General features: G+C 63.3%; 21 protein-coding genes. 9 read left to right on the top strand and 12 right to left on the bottom strand.

Features of this window, described 5'->3' with window-relative positions:
- Positions 1-6: 6 nt before the first annotated feature.
- Positions 7-726 carry a DUF2490 domain-containing protein gene (locus MTP16_RS04365; protein WP_243516255.1) on the bottom strand — a complete coding sequence of 240 codons (720 nt, stop codon included), beginning with the start codon at positions 724-726 and terminating at the stop codon, positions 7-9.
- A 144-nt stretch (positions 727-870) separates the two neighbouring features.
- Positions 871-2,166 carry a CitMHS family transporter gene (locus tag MTP16_RS04360; protein ID WP_243516254.1) on the bottom strand — a complete coding sequence of 432 codons (1,296 nt, stop codon included), beginning with the start codon at positions 2,164-2,166 and terminating at the stop codon, positions 871-873.
- Between the two features lie 229 nt (positions 2,167-2,395).
- Here MTP16_RS04360 and MTP16_RS04355 point away from each other — a divergent pair, with 229 nt between their 5' ends.
- Positions 2,396-3,082, top strand: coding sequence for a response regulator transcription factor (locus MTP16_RS04355; RefSeq protein WP_243516253.1), 687 nt, complete (start codon positions 2,396-2,398; stop codon positions 3,080-3,082).
- Positions 3,083-3,217: 135 nt separating this feature from the next.
- Positions 3,218-4,501 (top strand): sensor histidine kinase, encoded by a 1,284-nt coding sequence (locus MTP16_RS04350; protein ID WP_243516251.1) that lies wholly within the window; start codon positions 3,218-3,220, stop codon positions 4,499-4,501.
- Between the two features lie 23 nt (positions 4,502-4,524).
- On the opposite strand, the gene MTP16_RS04345 is transcribed toward MTP16_RS04350, so the two are convergent.
- The gene (locus tag MTP16_RS04345) at positions 4,525-5,418 is read right to left on the bottom strand and encodes an alpha/beta fold hydrolase (protein WP_243516249.1); all 894 of its coding nucleotides are present in this window, start codon (positions 5,416-5,418) and stop codon (positions 4,525-4,527) included.
- A gap of 130 nt (positions 5,419-5,548) precedes the next feature.
- Between MTP16_RS04345 and MTP16_RS04340 the strand changes: the two genes are divergently transcribed.
- From MTP16_RS04340 to MTP16_RS04330, 3 genes are all read left to right on the top strand, one after another.
- A complete protein-coding gene (locus MTP16_RS04340) occupies positions 5,549-6,289 on the top strand; it encodes a DUF3891 family protein (RefSeq protein WP_243516247.1) in 741 nt (246 codons plus the stop codon).
- A 107-nt stretch (positions 6,290-6,396) separates the two neighbouring features.
- A complete protein-coding gene (locus tag MTP16_RS04335; protein ID WP_243516245.1) occupies positions 6,397-7,368 on the top strand; it encodes a YihY/virulence factor BrkB family protein in 972 nt (323 codons plus the stop codon).
- A gap of 197 nt (positions 7,369-7,565) precedes the next feature.
- The gene (locus MTP16_RS04330; RefSeq protein WP_243516242.1) at positions 7,566-8,819 is read left to right on the top strand and encodes a hypothetical protein; all 1,254 of its coding nucleotides are present in this window, start codon (positions 7,566-7,568) and stop codon (positions 8,817-8,819) included.
- Between the two features lie 76 nt (positions 8,820-8,895).
- On the opposite strand, the gene rlmN is transcribed toward MTP16_RS04330, so the two are convergent.
- The 3 genes from rlmN to MTP16_RS04315 all read right to left on the bottom strand — a co-directional run bounded on the left by rlmN (position 8,896) and on the right by MTP16_RS04315 (position 11,376).
- Complete coding sequence (gene rlmN / locus MTP16_RS04325; RefSeq protein ID WP_243516240.1) at positions 8,896-9,972, bottom strand: 23S rRNA (adenine(2503)-C(2))-methyltransferase RlmN; 1,077 nt, start codon at positions 9,970-9,972, stop codon at positions 8,896-8,898.
- Positions 9,973-10,036: 64 nt separating this feature from the next.
- The gene (locus MTP16_RS04320; protein ID WP_243516238.1) at positions 10,037-10,822 is read right to left on the bottom strand and encodes an energy transducer TonB; all 786 of its coding nucleotides are present in this window, start codon (positions 10,820-10,822) and stop codon (positions 10,037-10,039) included.
- A gap of 128 nt (positions 10,823-10,950) precedes the next feature.
- Complete coding sequence (locus MTP16_RS04315) at positions 10,951-11,376, bottom strand: thioesterase family protein (protein WP_243516236.1); 426 nt, start codon at positions 11,374-11,376, stop codon at positions 10,951-10,953.
- A gap of 21 nt (positions 11,377-11,397) precedes the next feature.
- On the opposite strand from MTP16_RS04315, the gene mnmD reads away from it, so the two are divergent.
- From mnmD to MTP16_RS04295, 4 genes are read left to right on the top strand one after another with little or no spacing between them, the layout of a single operon-like run.
- Positions 11,398-12,123, top strand: coding sequence for a tRNA (5-methylaminomethyl-2-thiouridine)(34)-methyltransferase MnmD (mnmD, locus tag MTP16_RS04310; RefSeq protein ID WP_243516234.1), 726 nt, complete (start codon positions 11,398-11,400; stop codon positions 12,121-12,123).
- A 51-nt stretch (positions 12,124-12,174) separates the two neighbouring features.
- Positions 12,175-12,471, top strand: a complete 297-nt coding sequence (locus tag MTP16_RS04305) for a hypothetical protein (RefSeq protein ID WP_243516232.1) — start codon at positions 12,175-12,177, stop codon at positions 12,469-12,471.
- Positions 12,461-13,732: a DUF2157 domain-containing protein gene (locus MTP16_RS04300; RefSeq protein WP_243516231.1), complete on the top strand. Its 1,272-nt coding sequence runs from the start codon at positions 12,461-12,463 to the stop codon at positions 13,730-13,732. The genes MTP16_RS04305 and MTP16_RS04300 overlap by 11 nt, the downstream gene beginning before the upstream one ends.
- A gap of 22 nt (positions 13,733-13,754) precedes the next feature.
- Positions 13,755-14,315, top strand: coding sequence for a GDYXXLXY domain-containing protein (locus tag MTP16_RS04295; RefSeq protein WP_243516229.1), 561 nt, complete (start codon positions 13,755-13,757; stop codon positions 14,313-14,315).
- A 232-nt stretch (positions 14,316-14,547) separates the two neighbouring features.
- Here the strand turns inward: MTP16_RS04295 and MTP16_RS04290 are convergent, their stop codons facing one another.
- From MTP16_RS04290 to rimO, 6 genes are all read right to left on the bottom strand, one after another.
- The gene (locus MTP16_RS04290) at positions 14,548-15,387 is read right to left on the bottom strand and encodes an energy transducer TonB (protein WP_243516227.1); all 840 of its coding nucleotides are present in this window, start codon (positions 15,385-15,387) and stop codon (positions 14,548-14,550) included.
- Positions 15,384-15,911: an ExbD/TolR family protein gene (locus tag MTP16_RS04285; protein WP_243516225.1), complete on the bottom strand. Its 528-nt coding sequence runs from the start codon at positions 15,909-15,911 to the stop codon at positions 15,384-15,386. Before MTP16_RS04285 ends, MTP16_RS04290 begins: the two co-directional genes overlap by 4 nt.
- Before the next feature lie 135 nt (positions 15,912-16,046).
- Positions 16,047-16,652, bottom strand: coding sequence for a 5-formyltetrahydrofolate cyclo-ligase (locus MTP16_RS04280; RefSeq protein WP_243516223.1), 606 nt, complete (start codon positions 16,650-16,652; stop codon positions 16,047-16,049).
- Positions 16,652-17,587: a hypothetical protein gene (locus MTP16_RS04275; protein ID WP_243516221.1), complete on the bottom strand. Its 936-nt coding sequence runs from the start codon at positions 17,585-17,587 to the stop codon at positions 16,652-16,654. The genes MTP16_RS04280 and MTP16_RS04275 overlap by 1 nt, the downstream gene beginning before the upstream one ends.
- Positions 17,588-17,627: 40 nt before the next feature.
- On the bottom strand, positions 17,628-19,223 hold the full coding sequence (gene bshC, locus MTP16_RS04270; protein ID WP_243516219.1) for a bacillithiol biosynthesis cysteine-adding enzyme BshC: 1,596 nt from the start codon (positions 19,221-19,223) through the stop codon (positions 17,628-17,630).
- 120 nt (positions 19,224-19,343) lie between these two features.
- The gene (gene rimO / locus MTP16_RS04265; RefSeq protein ID WP_243516218.1) at positions 19,344-20,657 is read right to left on the bottom strand and encodes a 30S ribosomal protein S12 methylthiotransferase RimO; all 1,314 of its coding nucleotides are present in this window, start codon (positions 20,655-20,657) and stop codon (positions 19,344-19,346) included.
- Between the last annotated feature and the right edge of the window lie 116 nt (positions 20,658-20,773).

Raw genomic sequence — 20,773 nt, 5'->3', positions numbered from 1 at the left:
GGAAAATTATTGCGGCAGGAAGCGTGGCCGGCGCTCGGGCCGGTCGGCCGACCAGCCAAAGTCGTGGCGCAGGATGAAGGCCACGTAATTCGTACGGTCGGCGCCGCCGTTGAACTGCGTCATCCAGAGCAGTTCGCCGCCCAGGTGCTTGTTGAGCACGTAGCCCACGCCGCCCCACACGCGGTTGCTGTCGAAGGGGTTTTCCTGGTCGCTGATGCGGATTTCGTCTTTAATAGTGGCGTACCATTTGGGGTTTTCCAGCGTCTTCGGGCCCAGCGGCAGGCGCAGCGACGCCAGGTAGCGAAAACGCAGCCGGAAGTCGGTGGCCGTCCACCGCTCCTCAATGCGGTAGCGGTGCAGCAGGCGAGCCCGGCCCAGCTTGTTATTCACAATCACCTGCTGGTAGAGGCGGTTTTCGCGGTTGTCGGCTTTGTCGGTCTGTTCGGCATTGGTGTAGGGTTGGAGCTGCAGGTACATGTAGCCGGCCGCCACCGACATGGGCAGGCTTTTGAGGTTGTATTGCAAGTTGGCCAGACCCAGCAGCAGGCGCTTGTCGGTGAGGCCGTTGTAGGCGCGGTACTGCGCCCCCAGGTTGATATCGAACCGCTGGTTGAGCGAATAGGTGCCGGTGTATTGCAGCCAGTCGTTGTATTTGCCCCGGTTTTGGGCGTGGACCGGGCCGGCCAGCAGCAGAAGGCAGGCAAAAAGCAGGAGAATATTTTTCATTTTGGATGTGGGAATTTAGCCGCCGGGGTGGCGGGTGGGATGGAAGGTTTGTAGCGTGGACTCTGCGAGTCCGCGCATGGGCGGATGATGGCGGTATTGGCTGTTCACGCGGGGCGCGGACTCGCAGAGTTCACGCTACATCTGCTACACCGGCACCACGCCCAGCAGCAGGCACACCAGCAGCATCACCAGCACGGTGCCGCAGGCCCACTTCAGGGTGAAGCGCTGGTGGTCGCCGAAATCGACGCCGGCCAGGCCGGCCAGCAGGTAGGTGCTGGGCACCAGCGGGCTCAGCAGGTGCACCGACTGGCCCAGCAGCGAGGCCCGGCCCATGGCCTCCACGCTCACCCCAAACTGGCTGGCCGCCTTCGTCACGAGCGGCAGAATGCCGAAGTAGTAGGCATCGTTGCTCATGAAAAAAGTGAACGGCGCGCTGGTGAGGCCCGTGAGGATGGGCAGGTGCGGCCCCAAGGAGTTGGGAATCAGCGTGACGATGGTTTGCGACATGGCGTCCACCATCTTGGTGCCGGCCAGGATGCCGGTGAAAATGCCCGCCGCGAACACCATGCCCGCCACAATCACGGCGTTGCCGGCGTGGGCATTCAGGCGGCCGCGCTGTTCGCCCAGCTTGGGGTAGTTGATGAGCATGCCCAGCGCAAAGGCCACCATAAACAGCACCGGCAGCGGCACCACGTCCATGAACAAACCCACCAGCAGCGCCAGCGTGAGCAGCGCGTTCAGCCACAGCAGCTTGGGACGGCGCAGGCTCAGGTCCTCGTGGTTGGCCTCGGCCACCAGCTCGTCGGCATCCTCCGTAATGGTGACGATGCCCAGGCGGGCCCGTTCGCGCTTGCCGAAGACGTAAGCCACGAAAATGACCCAGCCCGCTGCCACTATCATGGCCGGAATGAGGGGCGTGAACACCTGCGAGCTATCGAGGTGCAGGGCCGACAGCACCCGCGCCGTGGGGCCGCCCCAAGGCAGAATATTCATCACGGCGCTGGCCAGAAACGCGGTGGCCGTGAGAATGAGCGGGTTCATCCGGAGGCGGCGGTAGAGCGGCAGCATGGCCGCCACCACAATGATGTAGGTGGTGGTGCCGTCGCCGTCGAGCGATACCGACAAAGCCAGAATGGCGGTGCCGATGACGACTTTGAGCGGGTCGCCGCCCACCACTTTCAGAATCTTGGCCACGATGGGGTCGAACAGGCCCGCGTCGGTCATGATGCCGAAGTACATGATGGCGAAGATGAGCATGATGCCCGTGGGCGCAATCTTCTTCACCCCGTCGAGCATCATGTCTCCGATTTCGGCCCGAAAACCGCCGATGAGGGCAAACACGATGGGAATCAGAATGAGCGCCGTCATGGCAAACATGCGCTTCGACATGATGAGGTACATGAACGTACTAATCATCAGGAATCCGAGGAGAGAGAGCATTGGGTGGGATTTGGGGAAGGAGGAAGGCCCCGGCCAGCCGGCGGCGGGGTGTTGATGCAGCGAAGTAGCCCGACGATTTAGAATACATTTGGAAGAAATTGGCTTTTGTAGAAAAATCGTTTGCGGTCTGGTGAATTGTAGCGTGGACTCTGCGAGTCCGCGCCTCGCCAGGACCGCCCGCCATGCGCGGACTCGCAGAGTCCACGCTACATCCCACCCAACGCTACCCATGAAGCTGCTCCTTGTAGAAGACGAACCCGAACTGCTCGACACCGTGGTTCGCTATCTGCAAGCCCAGCAATACCACTGCGAAACGGCCACTACCTACGCGCAGGCCCAGGAAAAAATGCTGCTCTATGACTACGACTGCATCATCCTGGACCTCACGCTGCCCGGTGGCGACGGCCTCGACCTGCTGCGCGAGCTGCAGCGCCAGCAGAAGCCCGCCGGCGTCATCATCACCTCGGCCCGCGCCGCCGTCGACGACCGCATCACCGGCCTGGAGCTGGGCGCCGACGACTACCTGCCCAAGCCCTTCTACCTGCCCGAGCTGAGCGCGCGCGTGGCCGCGCTGGTGCGCCGCCGCCATTTCCAGGGCACCAACCTGCTGCGCGTGGGGCAGCTGGCCGTGGATGTGCCCGCCCGCCGCGCCGCCGTGGCCGACCGCCCCCTCAACCTCACTCGCACCGAGTTCGACCTGCTCTTGCTACTGCTGGCCAACCAGAAGCGCGTCATCACCAAAGGCGCCATTGCCGAGCACCTTTCCGGCGACGCGGCCGAGCAGTTTGATACCTTCGAGAACGTGTACGCCCACGTCAAAAACCTCAAGCGCAAGCTGACGGAGGCTGGCGCGCCCAACCACATTCGGATGGTGTATGGACTGGGCTACCGGTTCGACCCGGAGCCGGCGGCGTGAGAAGGGCGACCTGAAAGAGGTAGGGGCGGGGCTTGCCCCCGCCCGCCGTTGAACAGAATCGTTGTGACGGCGCAAATGCCCGGGCGGGGGCAAGCCCCGCCCCTACGTTGTTCTACCAATCACTCTACTCACCCCATGAAGCTGCTGGCCCGCACCACCGTCATTTTCCTGCTCTACGCCGCGATGGTGGCCGCTGCGGGCACGTGGGTGTACTACACCGTCATTCGCAAGCTGTACTACGTGTATGTGGACCGTACCCTCACGCGGCGCAAAATGCGCGTGAAGCGGAGCGCGCGCCTGGAGCTGCGCACGCCCGCCGACCTGGCGTTCTGGCACCGCATCGACCACAACGTGGAGTTCGTGCCCCTGGCGGCTGGACAATATCCCGCCCGGCCCGACCAATTCCGTGACCGGATGATGCTGAACACCATCACCGGCCAGCCGCAGCAGTATCGCCAAATAGCCGAGGTCGTCCGGTTTCAGGGCCGGCCCTATCGGCTGGAAGTGCGAACGTCAGTGCTCGATGACGGGGATTTGCTGGTGGGCATTACGGTGGCCGGGGCCATCCTGCTGGCGGTGCTGCTGGGCGGCATCCTGCTTATTCAGCACGTGCTCACGCGGCGCTACTGGCGGCCGTTCTACCACACGCTGGCCGTGTTGCAGCAGTACCAGCTCGACCAGCACCACGCGCCGGTATTGGCCCCGACGGATATTCCGGAGTTCAAGGCCCTGAACGCGGCCCTGACGCGGGTGCTCGCCAAGCACCAGCGCCTCTACCACCGCCAGCGCGAGTTTGCTGAAAACGCGGCCCACGAGCTGCAAACGCCGCTGGCCATCCTGCGCACCAAGCTCGATTCGTTGGTGCAGGCCCCCGGGCTGACGGAGGAGCAGGCCGGCCACATCGAGCCGCTGCTGGCCGTCACGCAACGCCTCACGCACTTGTGCCGCAGCCTGCTGCTGCTCGTGCACCTCGACCAGCAGCTGTTCTTCCCCACCGAAACCGTGGACCTGGCCGCCACCCTGCGCACCCAGCTGGAGCAGCTGCGCGAGCAGATTGACGCCGCCGACCTCACCCTCGAAACCGACCTGGCCCCACAGGTGCTGCTGCCCGTGAACCGCTCGCTGCTCGATATTCTGGTGAGCAACCTCGTGGTGAATGCCATCCGGCACAACCGGCCGGGCGGCGTGGTGCGCGTGTCCCTCACGCCCCAACTGCTCACGGTGCAAAACACCGGCCGCCCCCAAGCCTTGCCCGCCGACCAACTATTCGCCCGCTTTCGGGCCAACCCCGGCCGGCCGCCGGGCAGCGTGGGCCTGGGCCTGCCCATTGCCCGCCAGATTTGCGAAACCAGCGGGTTTCTGCTCAGCTACCACTACGAAGAGCCCGGCTGGCATCAAATGCGGGTGCGAATGAAGTAACGTATCTACTATCGTCTGTCATCCTAAGCATTCATCATTCCCGCCATTTCCTCCAGAATAGCCGTCCAGTTTTCCAGGTAGAGCATGTGGCCCTGGCCCGGCAGCAAGTGCACGGGGGCCCCGCCCAGCCGTTGGGCCAGGTAGGGGATGTTGCCTGGCGCCCACACACCGTCGGCCGCGCCGTGCCAGAGGCGCACGGGCGCTTGCACGTCCTCAATGCGAAATCCGGGCGGGCGGCACCAGGCCTGGGCGTCGTCGTACACGCCGCGTCCGTGGTGGGCAAAGCCCCAGGCGGCCGCGTCGCGCAGCAGGGCGCGGTGCTGGTGGCTCACACGTTTTTCTTCCGCAAACATGAGGCGGATAAACCAATCAATCGTGCGGTCAGGGTGGCGCCGCCACTGCCCGCTGAGCCACAGAAAGGTGGTGCGGTTCAGCCACGGAAAGCTCACCTGGCCCCAGCGCAGCGCCTTCCACAGCGGCGAGAGGTGGCGGTAGGCTTCGGGCTCGCCCAGCGGGAGGCAGGTGCTGAGCAGCTGGCCAGCCGCCACCCGCGCCGGGTGCCGCGCCGCCAGCGCCAGCGCGTGTACCCCGCCCACCGACCAGCCCATTACGCCCACTGGCCCCGCAATGCCCAGCGCATCGAGCAGGGCCACCACGTCATCGGCAAACGAAGGAAAAGTGAGCGGCCGGTACACGCTGGACTGGCCCGTGCCGGGCCGGTCGGGCGCCAGAATCTGGAGCTGCAGTCGGGCTAGCAGGGCCGCATCGGGGGGCAGGGCCCGGCCCGAGGTGCCAAAGCCGTGCTGGTACACCACGGCTCGGTGCGCCGGGTCGCCGTAGCGCGTGTAGCCCAACCGGCGGCCATCGGGCAGCCCCACGGTGAGGGGCGGGGGCGGGCCGGCTGTAGGGAAAGACATGGCCGAAAGTACGGCAAGCAAAGGCAGCGGTTGGCGTCCGAATTTGTGCGCTTGTGTTCACAACCTGCCTGGGCAACTAACGGTATGCAAATCAGCTGCCGTATGTACCCAAGCTTGTTTTTTGTTCCAAATGATAGTCAACTCCACGCCCGCCGGCTGGCAAGTCATCTACCAGCAGGCCCATGCGTTGCTGGCCATGCAGCTGGCCTGGCACTGGCCGCCCGCCCTGCCGCCCGACCGCTGGGTGGGCCTGCTGGCCGCCGTGGCCCAGCACGACGACGAGCAAGCCGCCTGGCACGGCCGCGGCGGCCACTACGGCCTCACCGCCGCCGGCGCGCCTGCCAACTTCACCCAAAAAGAGTTTTCGCTGGAACAGGCCACTGGGGTGCTGGCCGCCGCGCGCTTCCAGGGGCGCTGGCGCAGCCTGCTCACCAGCCTGCACCTGAGTTGCTTGTACGAAGGCCTGCGGGGCCAATCTAAAGAGATTGATAGCTTTCTGGATGACTTGAAAGTCCGGCAGCAGCAGTGGCGCCGGGCCCTCAAGCTGCGCAAAGCCGAAGCCCAGCAGGCCTACGACCTGCTGCACTGGGCCGACCGGCTCTCGCTCATCCTTTGCCGCCACGAAATCCCCGAAATGGGCCGCACCCTCGAAATTCACCACGGCCCCGACGGCCGCCGCTACCACCTGCGCCAGCCCGTGGCCGGCGGGCCGGTATTGGTGGAACCCTGGCCGTTTCAGGCGGCCGAAATCGAGGTGAGTGTGGAAGCCAGCACGCTCACGCAGCTGCAGTTTGCCGACGACGCCGAGCTGGCCGCGGCCTTGCGCGATGCTCCCATTGAGGTGCTGCGCTGGACGCTCAAAAAACCCTAGCCGGCGCCGACGTGCAACGGCGGCTACGGAAGAGGTTATCTTTTTTTCTGATAACGCGGCCTCCCACCGCCCGTAGTAGGTGCTGCACGCACCTCTTCCCTATCTGCATGGCTACGCATTACAAATTTTCCGATATCCTGGCCGTCATCAAGTCCTCGGCCGGCGAATTCAGCAACAACAACTCGTTCCGGCATGCGGCGGCGCTCTCCTACTACACCATTTTTTCGTTGCCGCCGCTGCTGCTCATCGTCATCACGGTGGCCAGCGCGGCGTTTGGGGGCGAAGCCCTCACCGGCCAGATTTACGGGCAGCTGAAGGGGCTGGTAGGGGCCGATTCGGCGAAGTTCCTGCAGGATAGCATTGCCAAGTTCACGGTGCAGCAGCGCGGGCCGGTGGCCACCACCATTGGGGTGGCCACGCTCATTTTTGCGGCCACCACCTTCTTCGTCACCCTGCAGGAAAGCATCAACGACATCTGGAACCTGAAGGTGAAAACCACCGGCATCGGCATCGGGGCCTACCTCAAGCAGCGCTTTCTCTCCTTCGGCCTCATCCTGAGCGTGGCCCTGCTGCTGCTCATCTCCTTCGTGGTCAGCGCCGTGCTCACTACCTTCACCGACTGGCTGCAGCGCCAGATTCCCGAAGTGGGCGTCATCGTCATTCACATCGTCGATGTGCTGCTGTCGCTGGGCATCACCACGCTGCTGTTTGCCCTCATCTACCGCTTCCTACCCGATGCCATCATCCGCTGGCGCGACGTGGGCATTGGCGCCTTCATCACGGCCATCCTGTTCGTTATCGGCAAATACCTCATTGCTTTCTACATCGCCAAGTCCGACCCCGGCTCGGCATTTGGGGCGGCGGGCTCGGCCATTGTGCTGCTGCTGTGGGTCAACTACTCGTCGCTCATCATCTTCTTCGGGGCTGAGTTCACCCAGGAGTTTGCCGATGCCTTCGGCCAGAAGGTGCAGCCCAAGGCCCACGCCGTGCGCGTGAAGCTGGAGGAAATTGCCCCCGGCGAATCGAGCGAGGAAATTGCCACCGGCCGCCCCCGCTCCACGGGCCGCTGGAAGGATTAGTGCCCGTAATGTCCTTTTTTGCCAACGCTTTTTTAGGGGTTGGTATTTGCAAAAGGCTGATAACACGATAGATAACGGGGTGGCTCTTGGCCGTTGGGTGCCGGGAATGGGCTGCGGTAATGTCCTTGTGCCAACTATTTAAGTTTGCAATGTATTGCCTGTAAAACAGCATCTTTGAGGAAAATTCCCATCCTCGTATGCACTCTTTACTACGTATTGGTTTCGCAGGCTTGGCGCTAGCTGCCAGTGTCCCGGCCCGGGCCCAGGCGCCCGCCGAACGCACCCTGGTGGCGAGCCCCGCCGTGGGCGAGGTCATCGATGCGGCGGAAAAAGCCCGTTTTGGCTTGTTTCCCAACTACGCCGCCGACAATTTTCTGGACGCCCGTTTCGTGCGTGCCCTGGCCCCCGACAGCGCCCTCACGCTGCGCATCCGCCAGCGCGACGGCCAGGTGCTCAACCGGCCCAGCCTGCCGATGGAGTTCGAGGCCGTGCGCGAAGTCATCGAGCGGCGCCTGCGCGAACTGGAGCCGGCCGCGGCGGGAGCCGCCACCACTGCCCCGGGCCGGGGCTCCGGCGCCGCCTTGGCCCGCAGTTCCGGCGCGGCCGGCGCGCAGCCCGAAATCATTGGCCGCTCCTACAGCGTGGAGCTGAAATCGGGCAACAGCTTCGTGGGGGTGCTGCGCACAGCAGGCCCCCAGGAAATGGAATTCGAAACCAAAGACCTGGGCACCGTGCGCGTGCAACGGGCCAACCTGCGCGATTTGGTGCTGCTCACCGACGGGCAGTCGCGCCGGGGCTACGACTACGTAGGCAACGGCAACCGCCTGTTCTTCGGTCCCACGGCCCGCAACCTGCGCCGCGGCGAAGGCTACGTGCAGGACATCGACATCTTCCTGCTGAGCGCGAACTACGGCATCACCGATAATTTTTCGATGGGCGTCATCGCCTCGTTCATTCCGGGACTGGGGTCTTACAACCTGGTTGGGCTCACGCCCAAGGTCAGCTTCGGGGCCAAGGACAACCTGCGTTTCGGCGCGGGGGCCATGGTGGTTTTCGTGAGCGGCTACACCGCCGGCGTCACCTACGCCAACGCCACCGTGGGCAGTGCCGACCACAACCTGACCGGCGGCGTGGGCTTCGGCTTCAGCGGCAGCGGGGGCTTCGGCAGCACGCCGGTGTTCATGCTGGGCGGGGCCACCCGCGTCAGCCGCCGCATCTTCCTGATGAACGAAAGCTACCTCGTGCGCTACACCGACACCAACCGCAAAAGCACGGGGCTGGCCGGCATCGCCGGCCTGCGCGTGGCGTGGCCCCGCATCAGCGGCAGCCTGGGGCTGATGTACGTGCACACCGCCTACGACGAGCAGTACACCTACAGCCGGGTGAGCCAGAACTACACCGATGCTTTTCCTTACGCCGAGGTCACGTTTCGCTTTGGTCGGGTGAAATAACGAGCCGCTACCTACCGTAAAAAGGCCCGTCTGATACTCAGGCGGGCCTTTTTTAATTGGCGTGAACTGGTGGGCGCTATGCGGCGGCTTTCTCCTTCACGGCCAACTGCCCGCAGGCGGCGTCGATGTCTTTGCCGCGCGAGCGGCGGATGTTGGTTTGCACGCCGCGGTCGGCCAGGAACTTGTGGAAGGCCGTGATTTTGTCGGCGTCGGCGTTCTGGTAGCTGGCGTTTTCAATGGGGTTATACTCAATCAAATTCACCTTGCAGGGCAGCCATTTGGCAATTTTCAGCAGCTCGGCGGCGTCTTCCAGCTCGTCGTTGAAGTTTTCGAACACGATGTATTCGTAGGTGACTTTGCGGCCGGTTTTCTGGTGGTAGTACTGCAGGGCCTCCTTCAGCGCGGCCAGGGAGTTGGCCTCGTTGATGGGCATGATTTCGTTACGCTTGGCGTCGGTAGGGGCGTGTAGCGAAAGGGCCAGGTTGGCCTTCACGTCGTCGTCGGCCAGCTTCTTAATCATCTTGGCAATGCCGGCCGTGCTGATGGTGATGCGGCGCGGGGCCATGTTCAGGCCGTCGGGCGCGGTGATGCGGCGCACGCTTTCCACCACGTTGGCGTAGTTGAGCAGCGGCTCGCCCATGCCCATGTACACGATGTTGGTGAGCGGCGTGCCGTACTGGGCCTCGCACTGCTCCCGGATGCGCACCACCTGGTCGTAAATCTCGGCCGCGTCGAGGTTGCGCTTGCGGTCCATGTAGCCGGTGGCGCAAAACTTACACGTGAGCGAGCAGCCCACCTGCGAGCTGATGCAGGCCGTCATGCGCGTGTCATGCGGGATGAGCACGCCCTCCACAATGTTGCCATCGAACAGGCGGAAGGCCGATTTGATGGTGCCATCGTTCGAGAGCTGCTGGTTCTGCACCGTCACGCCGTTAATAACGAAGTGCTTATCGAGCAGCTCGCGCGTAGCCACCGAGATGTTGTTCATCTCTTCAAACGTGGCGGCGGTGTTCTTCCACAGCCACTCCAGCACCTGCTTGGCGCGGAAAGGCTTCTCGCCGTGCTCCACCATAAAGGCCTTGAGCTCGTCGGGCGAGGTTTTGCGAATGTCGCGTTTTTTAACGGCGGGGGCGAGGGGCAGTTCGAGCAGCATAGTGCAAAGATACAAGCCAGCAAAGCGTTGGGTTCCCAAAGGCGCCTCCCAAATTGCTTCCGCGCTACTGGCCGCTGCTATTAAGCAGAAACGTGTAGCTTACCGCCACCCGGCGGCCGTTTTGCGTGCCGGGTGTGAGGCGGGGCAGCTTACGGGCCGCCGCCGCCAATGCTTGGTCGCAGGCCGACGGCAGGGGGCCTCGGCCCTCGGTGGGCTGCTTAGCGGCTGGGTACGCCGATTGGTTGCGCAGGCTCTTCACGTCGTAGATGGTACCGCTTGGGCCCACCTTCATGGAAACCAGAATCTGGAAGCTGGGCACCGGGCAGCCGCTGCCACCTACCGCCCGAAACTCGCGCAACAGGTCTTCGCTCAGGCTTTTGGTGCCTTCTTCGCCTTGGTACAGGGGCATTTGCTCCACATAGGTATACACCTGCTTGGTCGAGTCGGACGGAGCGGCCTGCGCCGCCGGCAGGCGGAACGTGACCGGCAGCGTGAAGCGCACCGGCACCGGCCGCCCCATCTGCTGGCCGGGCTCGAACCGCGGCAGCTGCCGCACACCCGCCAGCGCCGCCGAGTCGCAGTCGGGCCGGAAGCTTTTGGCCACGGCTGCGTCCATCACCTTGCCGGCAGGCGAGACCGTGAAGCTGACGAACACCCGGCCCTCGGCCCGGGCTTGCGCCGCCGGTGCGGGGTAAACGACGTGCTGTTGGAGAAACGTCACAACGGCCGCGCTGCCCCCGCCGCCGGGCAGTTGGGGCATCTGCTCCACCACTGCGTACACTGGTTCTGGGGCACTGGTGGCAATCGGTAGCTTTTGGGCAATGGCGGGGGCCGATAATAGCCAAAACACACCAAGTAGCGACCGTTGGATGCGAATGAAAAAAGAGGGTAAAAGTAGGGGCATGAACCGCTTATCAATATTCTGGGCTTAAAGATAAATATATCAAGTGCAATAAAAAATAAATAACGTATAAAAACCTAACTTACTTGTGCCGCCAGCGCTTCGGGCAGCAGGCGCAGCTTGCGCACGTTGTAGTCGAAGCAGAGCATGCCGGTTTTGGCGCGGGCTATTTCCTTGCCGGCCTGGTTGTGCACGAGGTACACCACGTCGAAGCCGTACTTGCTGGCATCGGTGGCCGCCATTTGCAGGTGCAGCACGTCGCCGTGAAAAGCCTCGCCTTTGTACTCCACCGCCACATCGACCATGATGAGGCCGAGCTTGCTCACGGGGTCAAAGTCGTTTTCGAGACCCAATGAGCGCAGGAACTGCACCCGCGCCTCGTGCAGGATGCTGAGCAGCGCGTCGTTGCCGAGGTGGCCGCCGTAGTTCAGGTCGGTGATGCGCACCGGGATTTCGGTGCGAAAGGAGAAGGCATCGGGCAGGGCTACTTTTACGCGGGGCATAAAATCAGTTAACAGTTAGCAATGAGCAGTGAGCAATTTTTGGAGTCGCCAAAGGTAGAAGTGCGGCGCACGGCCGACGGCTCGGCCACGCTCTACGTGCCGGCGCTCGACGAGCATTACCACTCACGCCACGGCGCCCGGCAGGAGTCGGAGCACGTGTTCATCGAAGCCGGGCTGCTGCCGCTGCTCGAAGCCGGCCGGGGTGGGCCCTGCGCCCGGCCGCTGCACTTGCTCGAAGTGGGCCTGGGCACCGGCCTCAATGCCCTGCTCACGTTGAGCCGCGCCCAGGCCGCCGGTGCCGCCGTGGCCTACGACGCCCTCGAAACCGTGCCGCTGCCGCCCGAAGTAGTAGCCGAGCTGGCTCAGAAGTGGACTGTTGAGTCGCCTGAAGCCGTGCCGCTGCTCCAGCGGCTGCACGCCGCGCCTTGGGCTGAAACCGTGCCGCTGGCGCCCCACTTTTTCCTCACCAAGCTGCCCGAGGCGCTGGAAGCGGCCCGGTTGCCCGCCGCTTACTACGACCTGATTTATTTCGACGCCTTCGCCCCCGAAAAGCAGCCCGAGCTGTGGACGGAAGCCATTTTTGCCCAGCTCTACGCCGCCGCCGCGCCGGGTGCCGTGCTGGTGAGCTACTGTGCGCAGGGCCAGTTCCGGCGCAACCTGCGGGCCGCCGGCTGGCACACCGAAAAGCTGCCCGGCCCCCCCGGCAAGCGCGAAATGACGCGGGCGCGCAAAACCGTGGCGGCTTAGTTTTTGAGCGGTATCGGACTCGTTGTTCTTAGCCCCTTTTAGCTCTCCGCTATGCCTACTGATTCGACGCTGGAAATCTATTGCCCACATTGCCACTGGGAACCCGACGGCGGGGCGCACTGGCAATGCCATTGCGGCTGCAGCTGGAACACCTTCGACACGGCCGCCGTGTGCCCGCGCTGCCGGTACCGGCACCGCCGCACCTGGTGCCCCACCGCGCCGGGCGGCTGCGGCCAGTCGTCGCCACACATCGACTGGTATCACGGGCTGGATGCCCAAGTAACCGAAATGGTGGAAGAAGCCCTGACGGCGCCCGTTGCCGTATGTTGCAGCCAGAATGAGTCGTAAATTTCTCGAAACCGAAAGCCCCGGCTGGGTGGCCGACGGCCTCATCAGCGAGGCGCAGCAGCAGCAGTTGCTGGCCCGCTACCCCGCCGACGCGCCCACGCTGGGCCTGCTGCCGCTGCTGGGCAGCGTGCTGGTGGGCCTGAGTGCCCTGAGCGTGGTGGCGGCCAACTGGCAGGCCCTGCCCGCCGCGCTACGGCTGGCGCTGCTGCTGGGCAGCTTGCTGGGTTCGTACGGGGCGGGCGCTTATTTCCTGCGCCGCGGCATCGCCGACCTGGGCCACGGCCTTATCGGGCTGGGGCTGATACTGTTCGGGGCCAGCATCATCCTCGTCAGTCAGCTTTACCAGCTGGTGGGCTACGACGTGAGCGGGCTGCTGGCCTGGGTAGTGGCCGGCACGGCCCTGAGCTACGTGTACGGCTCGCGGCTGCTGGTGCTGCTCACGGTGCTCATTGGGGCGGCCGTGCAAACGTATTGCGTGCAGGTGCTGGGCAGCTTCAGCTACGCCACGGCGGCGCTGGTGGCCGCGGGGCTGGGCTACTATTGGTGGCGCCGGCCGGCGGTGGTGAGCAGCACGGTGCTGGCCGTGGGCCTGCTGTGGCAGGCGGGGCTGCTGGTGGCCGTGCTCCACGCCAAAATCACCTGGTTTTTTGTGCCGGCTATGGCCATTTACGCCGCGGGCGACTGGCAGGCCAACCGTGCCGGCGCCCGCGCCCTGCAAGGCCCGCCGCTGGTGGCGGCCTACCTGTTCATGTTCGGGCTGGCCACCTTCGGCGAAACCGATACCTATGCCAACGTGCTACGGCCGCCGCTGCTGCCGTATCTGGCGTCGCTGGCGGCGGTGTTTGGGCTGTCGGTGGCCGGCAAGCGGGCACACGGCCGCCTGAATACGCTGCTCGACTGGTTGCTGCTGCTGCCGGGGTTTTACCTGCCGGGTGGGCTGCCGCTGGCGGTGGCCACGCTGGTGGTGCTGTATGCCCACGCCGGCTCGGTGCTGGCGCGCGCCCACCGCAACCAGGATTCTGACCAGCTCACGCTGGGCGCGGTGCTGTTTGTAGCGGCCACCGCCGTGGCTTACTTCAAACTGACCTGGGCTTTCCTGGACAAGTCCCTTTTCTTCCTGCTCGGCGGCGTCCTGCTGCTCGGCCTGAGCTGGTACCTGCGCCGCCGCAACGCCCAAACGCTGGCCGCCTCTGCTGCTTCCGCGCCGCCCGCAGACACTGCTGCCACCACCAGCCCCGACGCGCCAATTCAACACTCATAATTTAACCCTCAGCCCTCCAAAAATGCCCAACCTGCTCACCTGGGCTTCGGACCCGGCGCGCCGCCGGCCGCTGCTGCGCCTGCTGGTGGCCGCGCAGGTGCTCTACGTGCTGGGCGTGGCGGGGGCGGGCTACGCCACCACGGCCCTGGGCCAGCACATCGTGCTGGCCACCACGCCCGTCGACCCGCGCGACCTGCTCCGGGGCGACTTCGTGCGCCTGCGCTACACCATCAGCGAAGCGCCCCTGAGCCAGTGGCGCGAAGCCGCGCCGCCGCGCCGCCGGCAGGGCGTGTTCGTGCTGCTGGCCGCCGGGGCCGACAGCCTCAGTACCACCGTCGGCATCTACCCAACAGCGCCCACGCCCGGGCCCAACCAGGCCGTGCTGCGCGCCTGGGTGACCGATGTGTACCGCCACTCGCTCACGTTGCGCTTCAACCTGGAGCGCTACTACGTGCCCGAGGGCAGCGGCCTGCGCCGCGAAAAAGCCGGCCGCTTGCACCCTTTGCGCGTGCACGTCAGCATCGCACCGTGGGGCCAGGCGCGCATCGCGCGGGTAGAGGATGCTGGGGCGGCGAAGAGGTAAGCCTCGGTCATTGCGAGCGGAACGCAGTGGAGCGCGGCAATCCGTCCTGTTCTCAGCGACCAACCTAACACTGTGACAACCGAAGGCCAGCGAAGCTAAAGCCCCTAAAAAGCCCCGGCACCATTGCGGCACCGGGGCTTTCTGGAATAAGAGCGTGTCTGGTGCTAACAGGACGGATTGCTTCGCTACGCTCGCAATGACAGCGCGCGTACTCGCAAGGACAGTTGTTCGCCTATTGAATCTTGAACGTAACGGGCACGGTGAACGACACATTCACCTCGCGGCCGTTCTGCTTGCCGGGGATGAACTTGGGCAGCGTGCCAATGGCGCGAATGGCTTCCTCGTCCAGCCCGTAGCCGACGCTTTTCACGATTTTAATGTCGGTCACGTCGCCTTTCGAGTTCACCGTGAAACTGGCGTACACCTTGCCCTCAATGCCTTGGTTCTGGGCGTTGTGGGGGTAGCGGCAGGCTTTCTGAATGGCCGCCACGATGGCGCCCATGCCGCCGCCGCCAGGCAGCTGGGGCATTTGCTCCACGTAGGTGTAGGTGGTGGGGGCCACCACGTCGCTGATGACGTTTTCTCCTTTGCCGGTTTTCAGGTCGTCGAGGTTGGTTTCGACGCTGGCGTCCTTGTCGCCTTCAATATTGCGCACACCGGAGGCTTTGTCCTTCAGTTCCTCTTGTTCGGGCACTTCGCTTTCCTCGGGCGCTTTTTTGTCTTCTACCACCACGGGCACCACGTTTTTTACAGTGGGCGGCTGCGGGGGCGGGGGCGTGGAAGGGCGGCTTTCGGCCGGCGGGGGCGTCACCACATCGGGCTCAAGGGGCGGGATGATGGGGTTGAGCTCCACCAGCTTTTTGGGGGGCGCAACAGGCATTTTGTCCTTCAGCCACTGCGCGGCCAGCGGAAACACCAGAATCAGCGCAAAAATGGTGGTGGCGATAATCAGCGCCCGCGTCACGTGGCGTTGGTAAAGGGCGCGGAGCTGGTAGGCCCCGTACTGGCGGTTGCGACCATCGAACACGATGTCGTTGAGGCTGGCCGTGGCCAGTTGGGTATTGGTCATCATAACGTTGCGGTTTTTAGGAGGGTGAGGTCGGCGGGGGTAATGTTGACCAGCGCGTATTTCCGCTGCTGGGTGATGTTCATCTCATCGAGGATGTCCACCATGTCCTTGTATTTGGAGTCCTCGCTGGGCTTGATGAGCACCACCAGGCCGGGCTGCAGGCGCTGTTGTGCCAACACTACCCGCCGGATGCCATCGGCCGCAAACGTGGTGGTTTTCAGCTCCGGCGCGGCCACGGTTTTGTCGGCGGGCGCATTTAAGCCGAAGAAGTAGTGGACTTTGTGGCCCTTTCCCAAAATGATGGTCAGGGCCTTGGACAGGGGAATGCCTGTGGGCACCTCACTTTTCACCGGCATGTGCAGCTCCAGGTTGTTGGGCTTGGCAAACGTGGTGGTGAGCATGAAAAAGGTGAGCAGCAGAAACGCCAGGTCCACCATCGGCGTCATGTCGATGCGGGTCGACATCTTCTTGGCGCGGCGCTTGCCAGCCTTGTTCGGCCCGGCGGCTTGCGGTTGAATTTCGGCCATGAGTTCTGTCCTTTTGAGGTGATAGATACCCGGCCAACGCTATTTATGAATAGCTTATTGCTAGTGTTTTACGTCGGAAAAATAAATTTTTTAACGCCATACTAAACTTCTTAAATCCCGTTCTATCAGGTTGTCCTAAAACTGCCACACCCGGTCTGGCGTGATGCAGGCCGTGAGCGGTACATCGGTGGGCAGCACGTCGGCAATGCGCTCTATTGGCTCGTCGTCCAGCAGGTTCAGCCCGATGAACTGCGTGCCCGGCCGGCACTGGGCCAGAAACCGGTCGTAGAAGCCCCCGCCGTAGCCCACGCGCTGGCCCGTGCGGTCCACGGCCAGCAGCGGCACCAGCACGGCATCGAGCACGCCCGGCGATACCTCGGGCGCGGTAATGGGGTCGGGCACAGGCTCGTCAATTCCCCAGCGGTTTCGGGTAAGCTGCGTGTCGGGCAGCAGCTCGTAATGTTTCAGCGAAACGCCGTCGGGCTGCACCACGGGCGCGGCCAGGCGCAGCGACAGTTCTTCGCCCCACACCCAGCGGATGACGTTCCACGTATCGGGCTCATTCCGCTTTCCCAGCGGCAGAAACAGGTGCAGCCACTGCCACTGCGCCACCGGAAATTCCCGGAACAGGTTCTCGCGCAACTGGTCGCTGCGGCTTGCTACTTCGCCGGCGTCCAGGGCCAGGCGGCGGGCCAGGGCGGTGCGGCGCAGGTCGGCTTTTTTTGCTCCCAGCCCAAGCATTAGGACTTTAAAAGGCCCTGCACGGCGGGGGCGTTATTCAGACCGAAATACTGCCAGGGGTAGGGGGTGAAGTGCGTCCCCAATGCCTGAATAAGCTGGTTGCGCGCAGCGACGTTGCCCAGGAGGTGGTGCAGCCCCGCCAGGTAATTGTTATAATACACGGCTGCCAAGGAGTTGCTTTCGGCTCGGCCCGGCCCGGCCAGCACCTGGTCGATGCGCGCCTGATAGTCCTTTTTCAGGAGCTTGGTAGCGGTGGCGTTGCTATTCTTGTCGTGGGCCAGATAGCTATGAATCTCGTGTAAGGCCAGCAGTTGGAATAAGCGCCGCAATGCCGGGTCAGCAATCGAATCGACGTAGCTTGTTAAGTCCTCCAAGCCTTCGTGCCACCACGGCGACACGAGCCGCATGTAGTTGTAATGACCCATCAAATGGGTAGGAACCAATTCAGCGCACAGAGCAAAGGCTTCGGTGGCCAGCTCCCGCTCGCCCAAGCCCATGCCCACCCGCACCAGCCGGGCGGCCGCTTCGGCCTGGAATGTCGGGTTTTCAAAGGGCTGGTTGAGGTGTTCGTAAGCCTGGTTGAGGTAGTGGAAAAACCCATCCGCTTGCCCCTGCGTGGTTTCGGTGGCAATGAGGCCGCCCCGGGCTTCCCAGGCCAGAAAGGTGGCGTGCACGCCCGCCACCAACTGGCGCAGCTCCGAGCCGCCGGCCGCCAGGTAGCGCTGAATCGCCGGCGCGTAGCGGTGGCTCAGGCACCAGCCATCCAAGAGGCGGGTGAGGTCGTCGGTGGCTAGCGCGGCCGCAGTGGCTTCCAGTTTTTCCCATTGATTACCCGTAAGCAGCGGCTCAATTTCAAGCTGAGTGAGCAGGCCATAGGATAGGTCGGGAGCGGCAGGGGTTGCTTTTGTGAAAAGCGAGCGAAAAAACTGAAGCATGAGCGAAAGAGGCCAGAACAGACGGCCAGCCAAAGCTAGGCTATTCTTCAGTCATTACCGTGAACTCCAGCGCCAGCGGTTCAAACGCCTCCACCAGTTGCCCGATAAATTCAGGGTTGTTAATCAAAATGCTGAGTACGTTGTCGCTGCGCTCCTGCAAGCCGCCGCCGGGAAACAGCTTTTCCTTGAGGGCGGCCAGCTGTGTGTAGGCGGTTTCGTGCTTGGTTTCGGCGGCTTTGCTCAGGCGCTTTTCGAGGCCGGCGAGGCCGGCAGCGGCTTTCTGGGCTTCGGCGGCCACGGTTTTTACTAGGGTGGGGTCGAGGCGCTGGGCCACGTCCTGCACCTGCTGGAAGGCGGCGGCCAGGGCTTGCTGCTGCTCTTTCAGGCTCACCTCCTCCTGGCCCAGGGCGGCGCCTACCTGCTTTTTCAGCTCGGGCAGCGGCCGGAAAATTTCCAGTGAAGTCAGCCCCAGCTTCTTGAGCTTGCCCGCGTTAGCGCGGCTGATGTACTCGGCTGAGTTGCGCGGCAGAACGATAGGATAGGGCACGCCAAACGCGGCAAACACGTCCTTCAGCTGGAACCAATAAGCTACCTCAGCTCCGCCGCCGATGTAGACCAGGTTGGGCAGCAGGATTTCCTGGTACACCGGGCGTAGCACCACGTTGGGGCTGAACTGCTCGGGATGCGTCTGGGCCAACTCCAATAGCTCGGCTTGGCTGTGGCACTTGGCGGTGTTGCGGATGGTCACTTCCACGCAGTCGGCGCCGCCGGCGTCGGGTTCCAGCCGCTCGCGCTTGCCTTCGTCGGTGATGAAAAACAGGTTGATGGGCCGCGAATACACCTGCGGCTTGTAGCCCGCCTCGGTGAGGCGTGCGTTGGTGGCCTGCACCGCCGCGTTGGACGCCTGCTCCTGAATTTCTTTGGTCAGCAGCGGCACCAGCGCCTGTTTCAGCGCCGGACGGTCGGCGTCCAGCGTTACCAACCCAAACTCGCCAAACAGGGCATCGGCCAGCTTGCGCGTGGCCTCGGCCAGGTTTTTTGAGGTGGAATACGCTTCGTGAAAAACCGCCGGCACCTCGGGCGGCAGCTGGCTCAGCAGCTGCTCGCTAAGGCCGTCGAGGGAGAGTCGGCCCACTGGCCCACCAGTGCCGGCCGCATCCCAGGCGTAGGTTTTGCCGAACAGCGAGAAGTGGTTGATTTCGGCAAAGTCGTGGTCCTCGGTGGCCATCCAGTACACCGGTACGAAATCGTACTGTGGGTACTGTGCCTTCAATTCCCGGCTCAGCTTGATGGCCGACACGATTTTGTAGATGAAATACAGCGGCCCGGTGAGCAAATTGAGCTGGTGCCCGGTGGTGACGGTGAAGGTGGTTTCCTGCGCCAGCAGCTCGATGTTGGCGGCGGTAGCGGCCGGGGCGGCGCTGCCGTATTGCTCGCGTAGTGCTATCACTAGCCGCTGCCGGGCCTCGGGCTTGTAGCTGGCCTGCTTTTCCTCCATTTGCGCCGCAAAGTTTTCCGGCGACGGAAAGCGGTTGTAAAAAGGTGCCAAGGCGGGTTTCTGGGCCAGGTAATCGGTGAGCAGGCCGGAGAAAGCGCCGGTTTCGGCGTAGGGCAGGGTGGTACAGCGAGTGGGCATGGGGGTAATACGAGCGGGGCCGGGTTCGGTGCGAACCCTTGCCAGTAGCAAAAGTCCGCACTAAACCCGGCCCCGCCGGAAAAGTTGCTTTTCGTCTTGAAAACGGCTAGCCGTTCAGGATTACACCAAGTGCCCGTACAGGTCGAAATCCGAAGCCGAGTCAATCTTCACGTTGGCGAAGTCGCCCAGGCGCACGAAGGTGTTTTTCTCCACCGGCACCAGCACTTCGTTGTCCACCTCGGGCGAGTCGAACTCAGTGCGACCCACAAAATGGCCGCTTTCCTTGCGGTCGAACAGCACCTTATAGGTCTGGCCCACGCGGGCTTCGTTCAGCTCCATCGAAATGCCCTGCTGCAGCTCCATGATGGCGTCGGCGCGCTCCTGCTTCAGCTCGGCCGGCACGTCGTCCACCAAGGTGTGCGAGTGCGTGTTTTCCTCGTGCGAGTAAGTGAAGATGCCGAGGCGCTCGAAGCGCGTCTGCTCCACAAAATCATACATTTCCCGGAAGTCCTGCTCCGTTTCGCCGGGGTGGCCGGAGATGAGCGTGGTGCGCAGGGCGATGCCCGGCACCCGCTGCCGAATGGTGTCCACTAGCTCGATAGTGCGGCGCTTGGTGATGCCGCGGCGCATGGTTTTCAGCATGTTATCAGAGCCGTGCTGTAAAGGCATATCCAGGTACTTGCAGATGTTTTCGCGCTCGGCCATCACGTCCAGCGCATCCAGCGGAAACTGCGACGGGTAGGCGTACTGCAAGCGAATCCAGTCGATGCCGTTCACGTCGGACAGGTTGCGAAGCAGGTCGGCCAGCTTGCGCTCGCCGTAGGCTTGCAGGCCGTAGTAGGTCAGGTCCTGAGCAATGAGAATCAGTTCCTTGGTGCCCATGCCGGCGAGGCGCTTGGCCTCTTTCACGAGGTCATCGATGGGCCGGTCCACATGCTTGCCGCGCATCAGCGGGATGGCGCAGAACGAGCAGGGGCGGTTGCAGCCCTCCGCGATTTTGAAGTAGGCGTAGTGGCGCGGCGTCGTAATCAGGCGCTCACCGATAAGCTCGTGCTTGTAGTCGGCATTCAGCACTTTTAGCATCTGGGGCAGCTCCAGGGTGCCAAAATAGGCGTCTACCTGCGGGATTTCCACTTCCAGCTCGTCCTTGTAGCGCTGCGAGAGACAGCCCGTCACGTAGAGTTTTTCGAGGCGGCCGGCCTCTTTCTCGTCCGCGTAGCGCAGAATGGTGTCGATGCTTTCCTGCTTGGCGTTGTCGATGAAGCCGCAGGTGTTGATGATGACGATGTTGGCGTCCGATTTCTCGGCCTCGTGCGTCACATCAAACTGGTTGGCCTGCAGCTGGCCCATCAGGACCTCCGAGTCCACGATGTTTTTCGAGCAGCCGAGGGTGATGACGTTTACCTTATTCTGGGTCTGATTTCTAACTTTCACTTATCGCTGATTTAAACTGATTAACCGGGATTTCGCTGATTTGGAACCCGGCGCAAGGGCACCGGCCACTTCAGAAAAACAAGGCGGCAAGCGCGAATAGGATAGATTGCTTGCCG

This window comes from Hymenobacter monticola (assembly GCF_022811645.1).
Taxonomy (GTDB): Bacteria; Bacteroidota; Bacteroidia; order Cytophagales; family Hymenobacteraceae; genus Hymenobacter; species Hymenobacter monticola.
The sequence above is the reverse complement of the archived record's forward strand: the minus strand, read 5'-3'. Positions and strand labels throughout refer to the sequence as shown.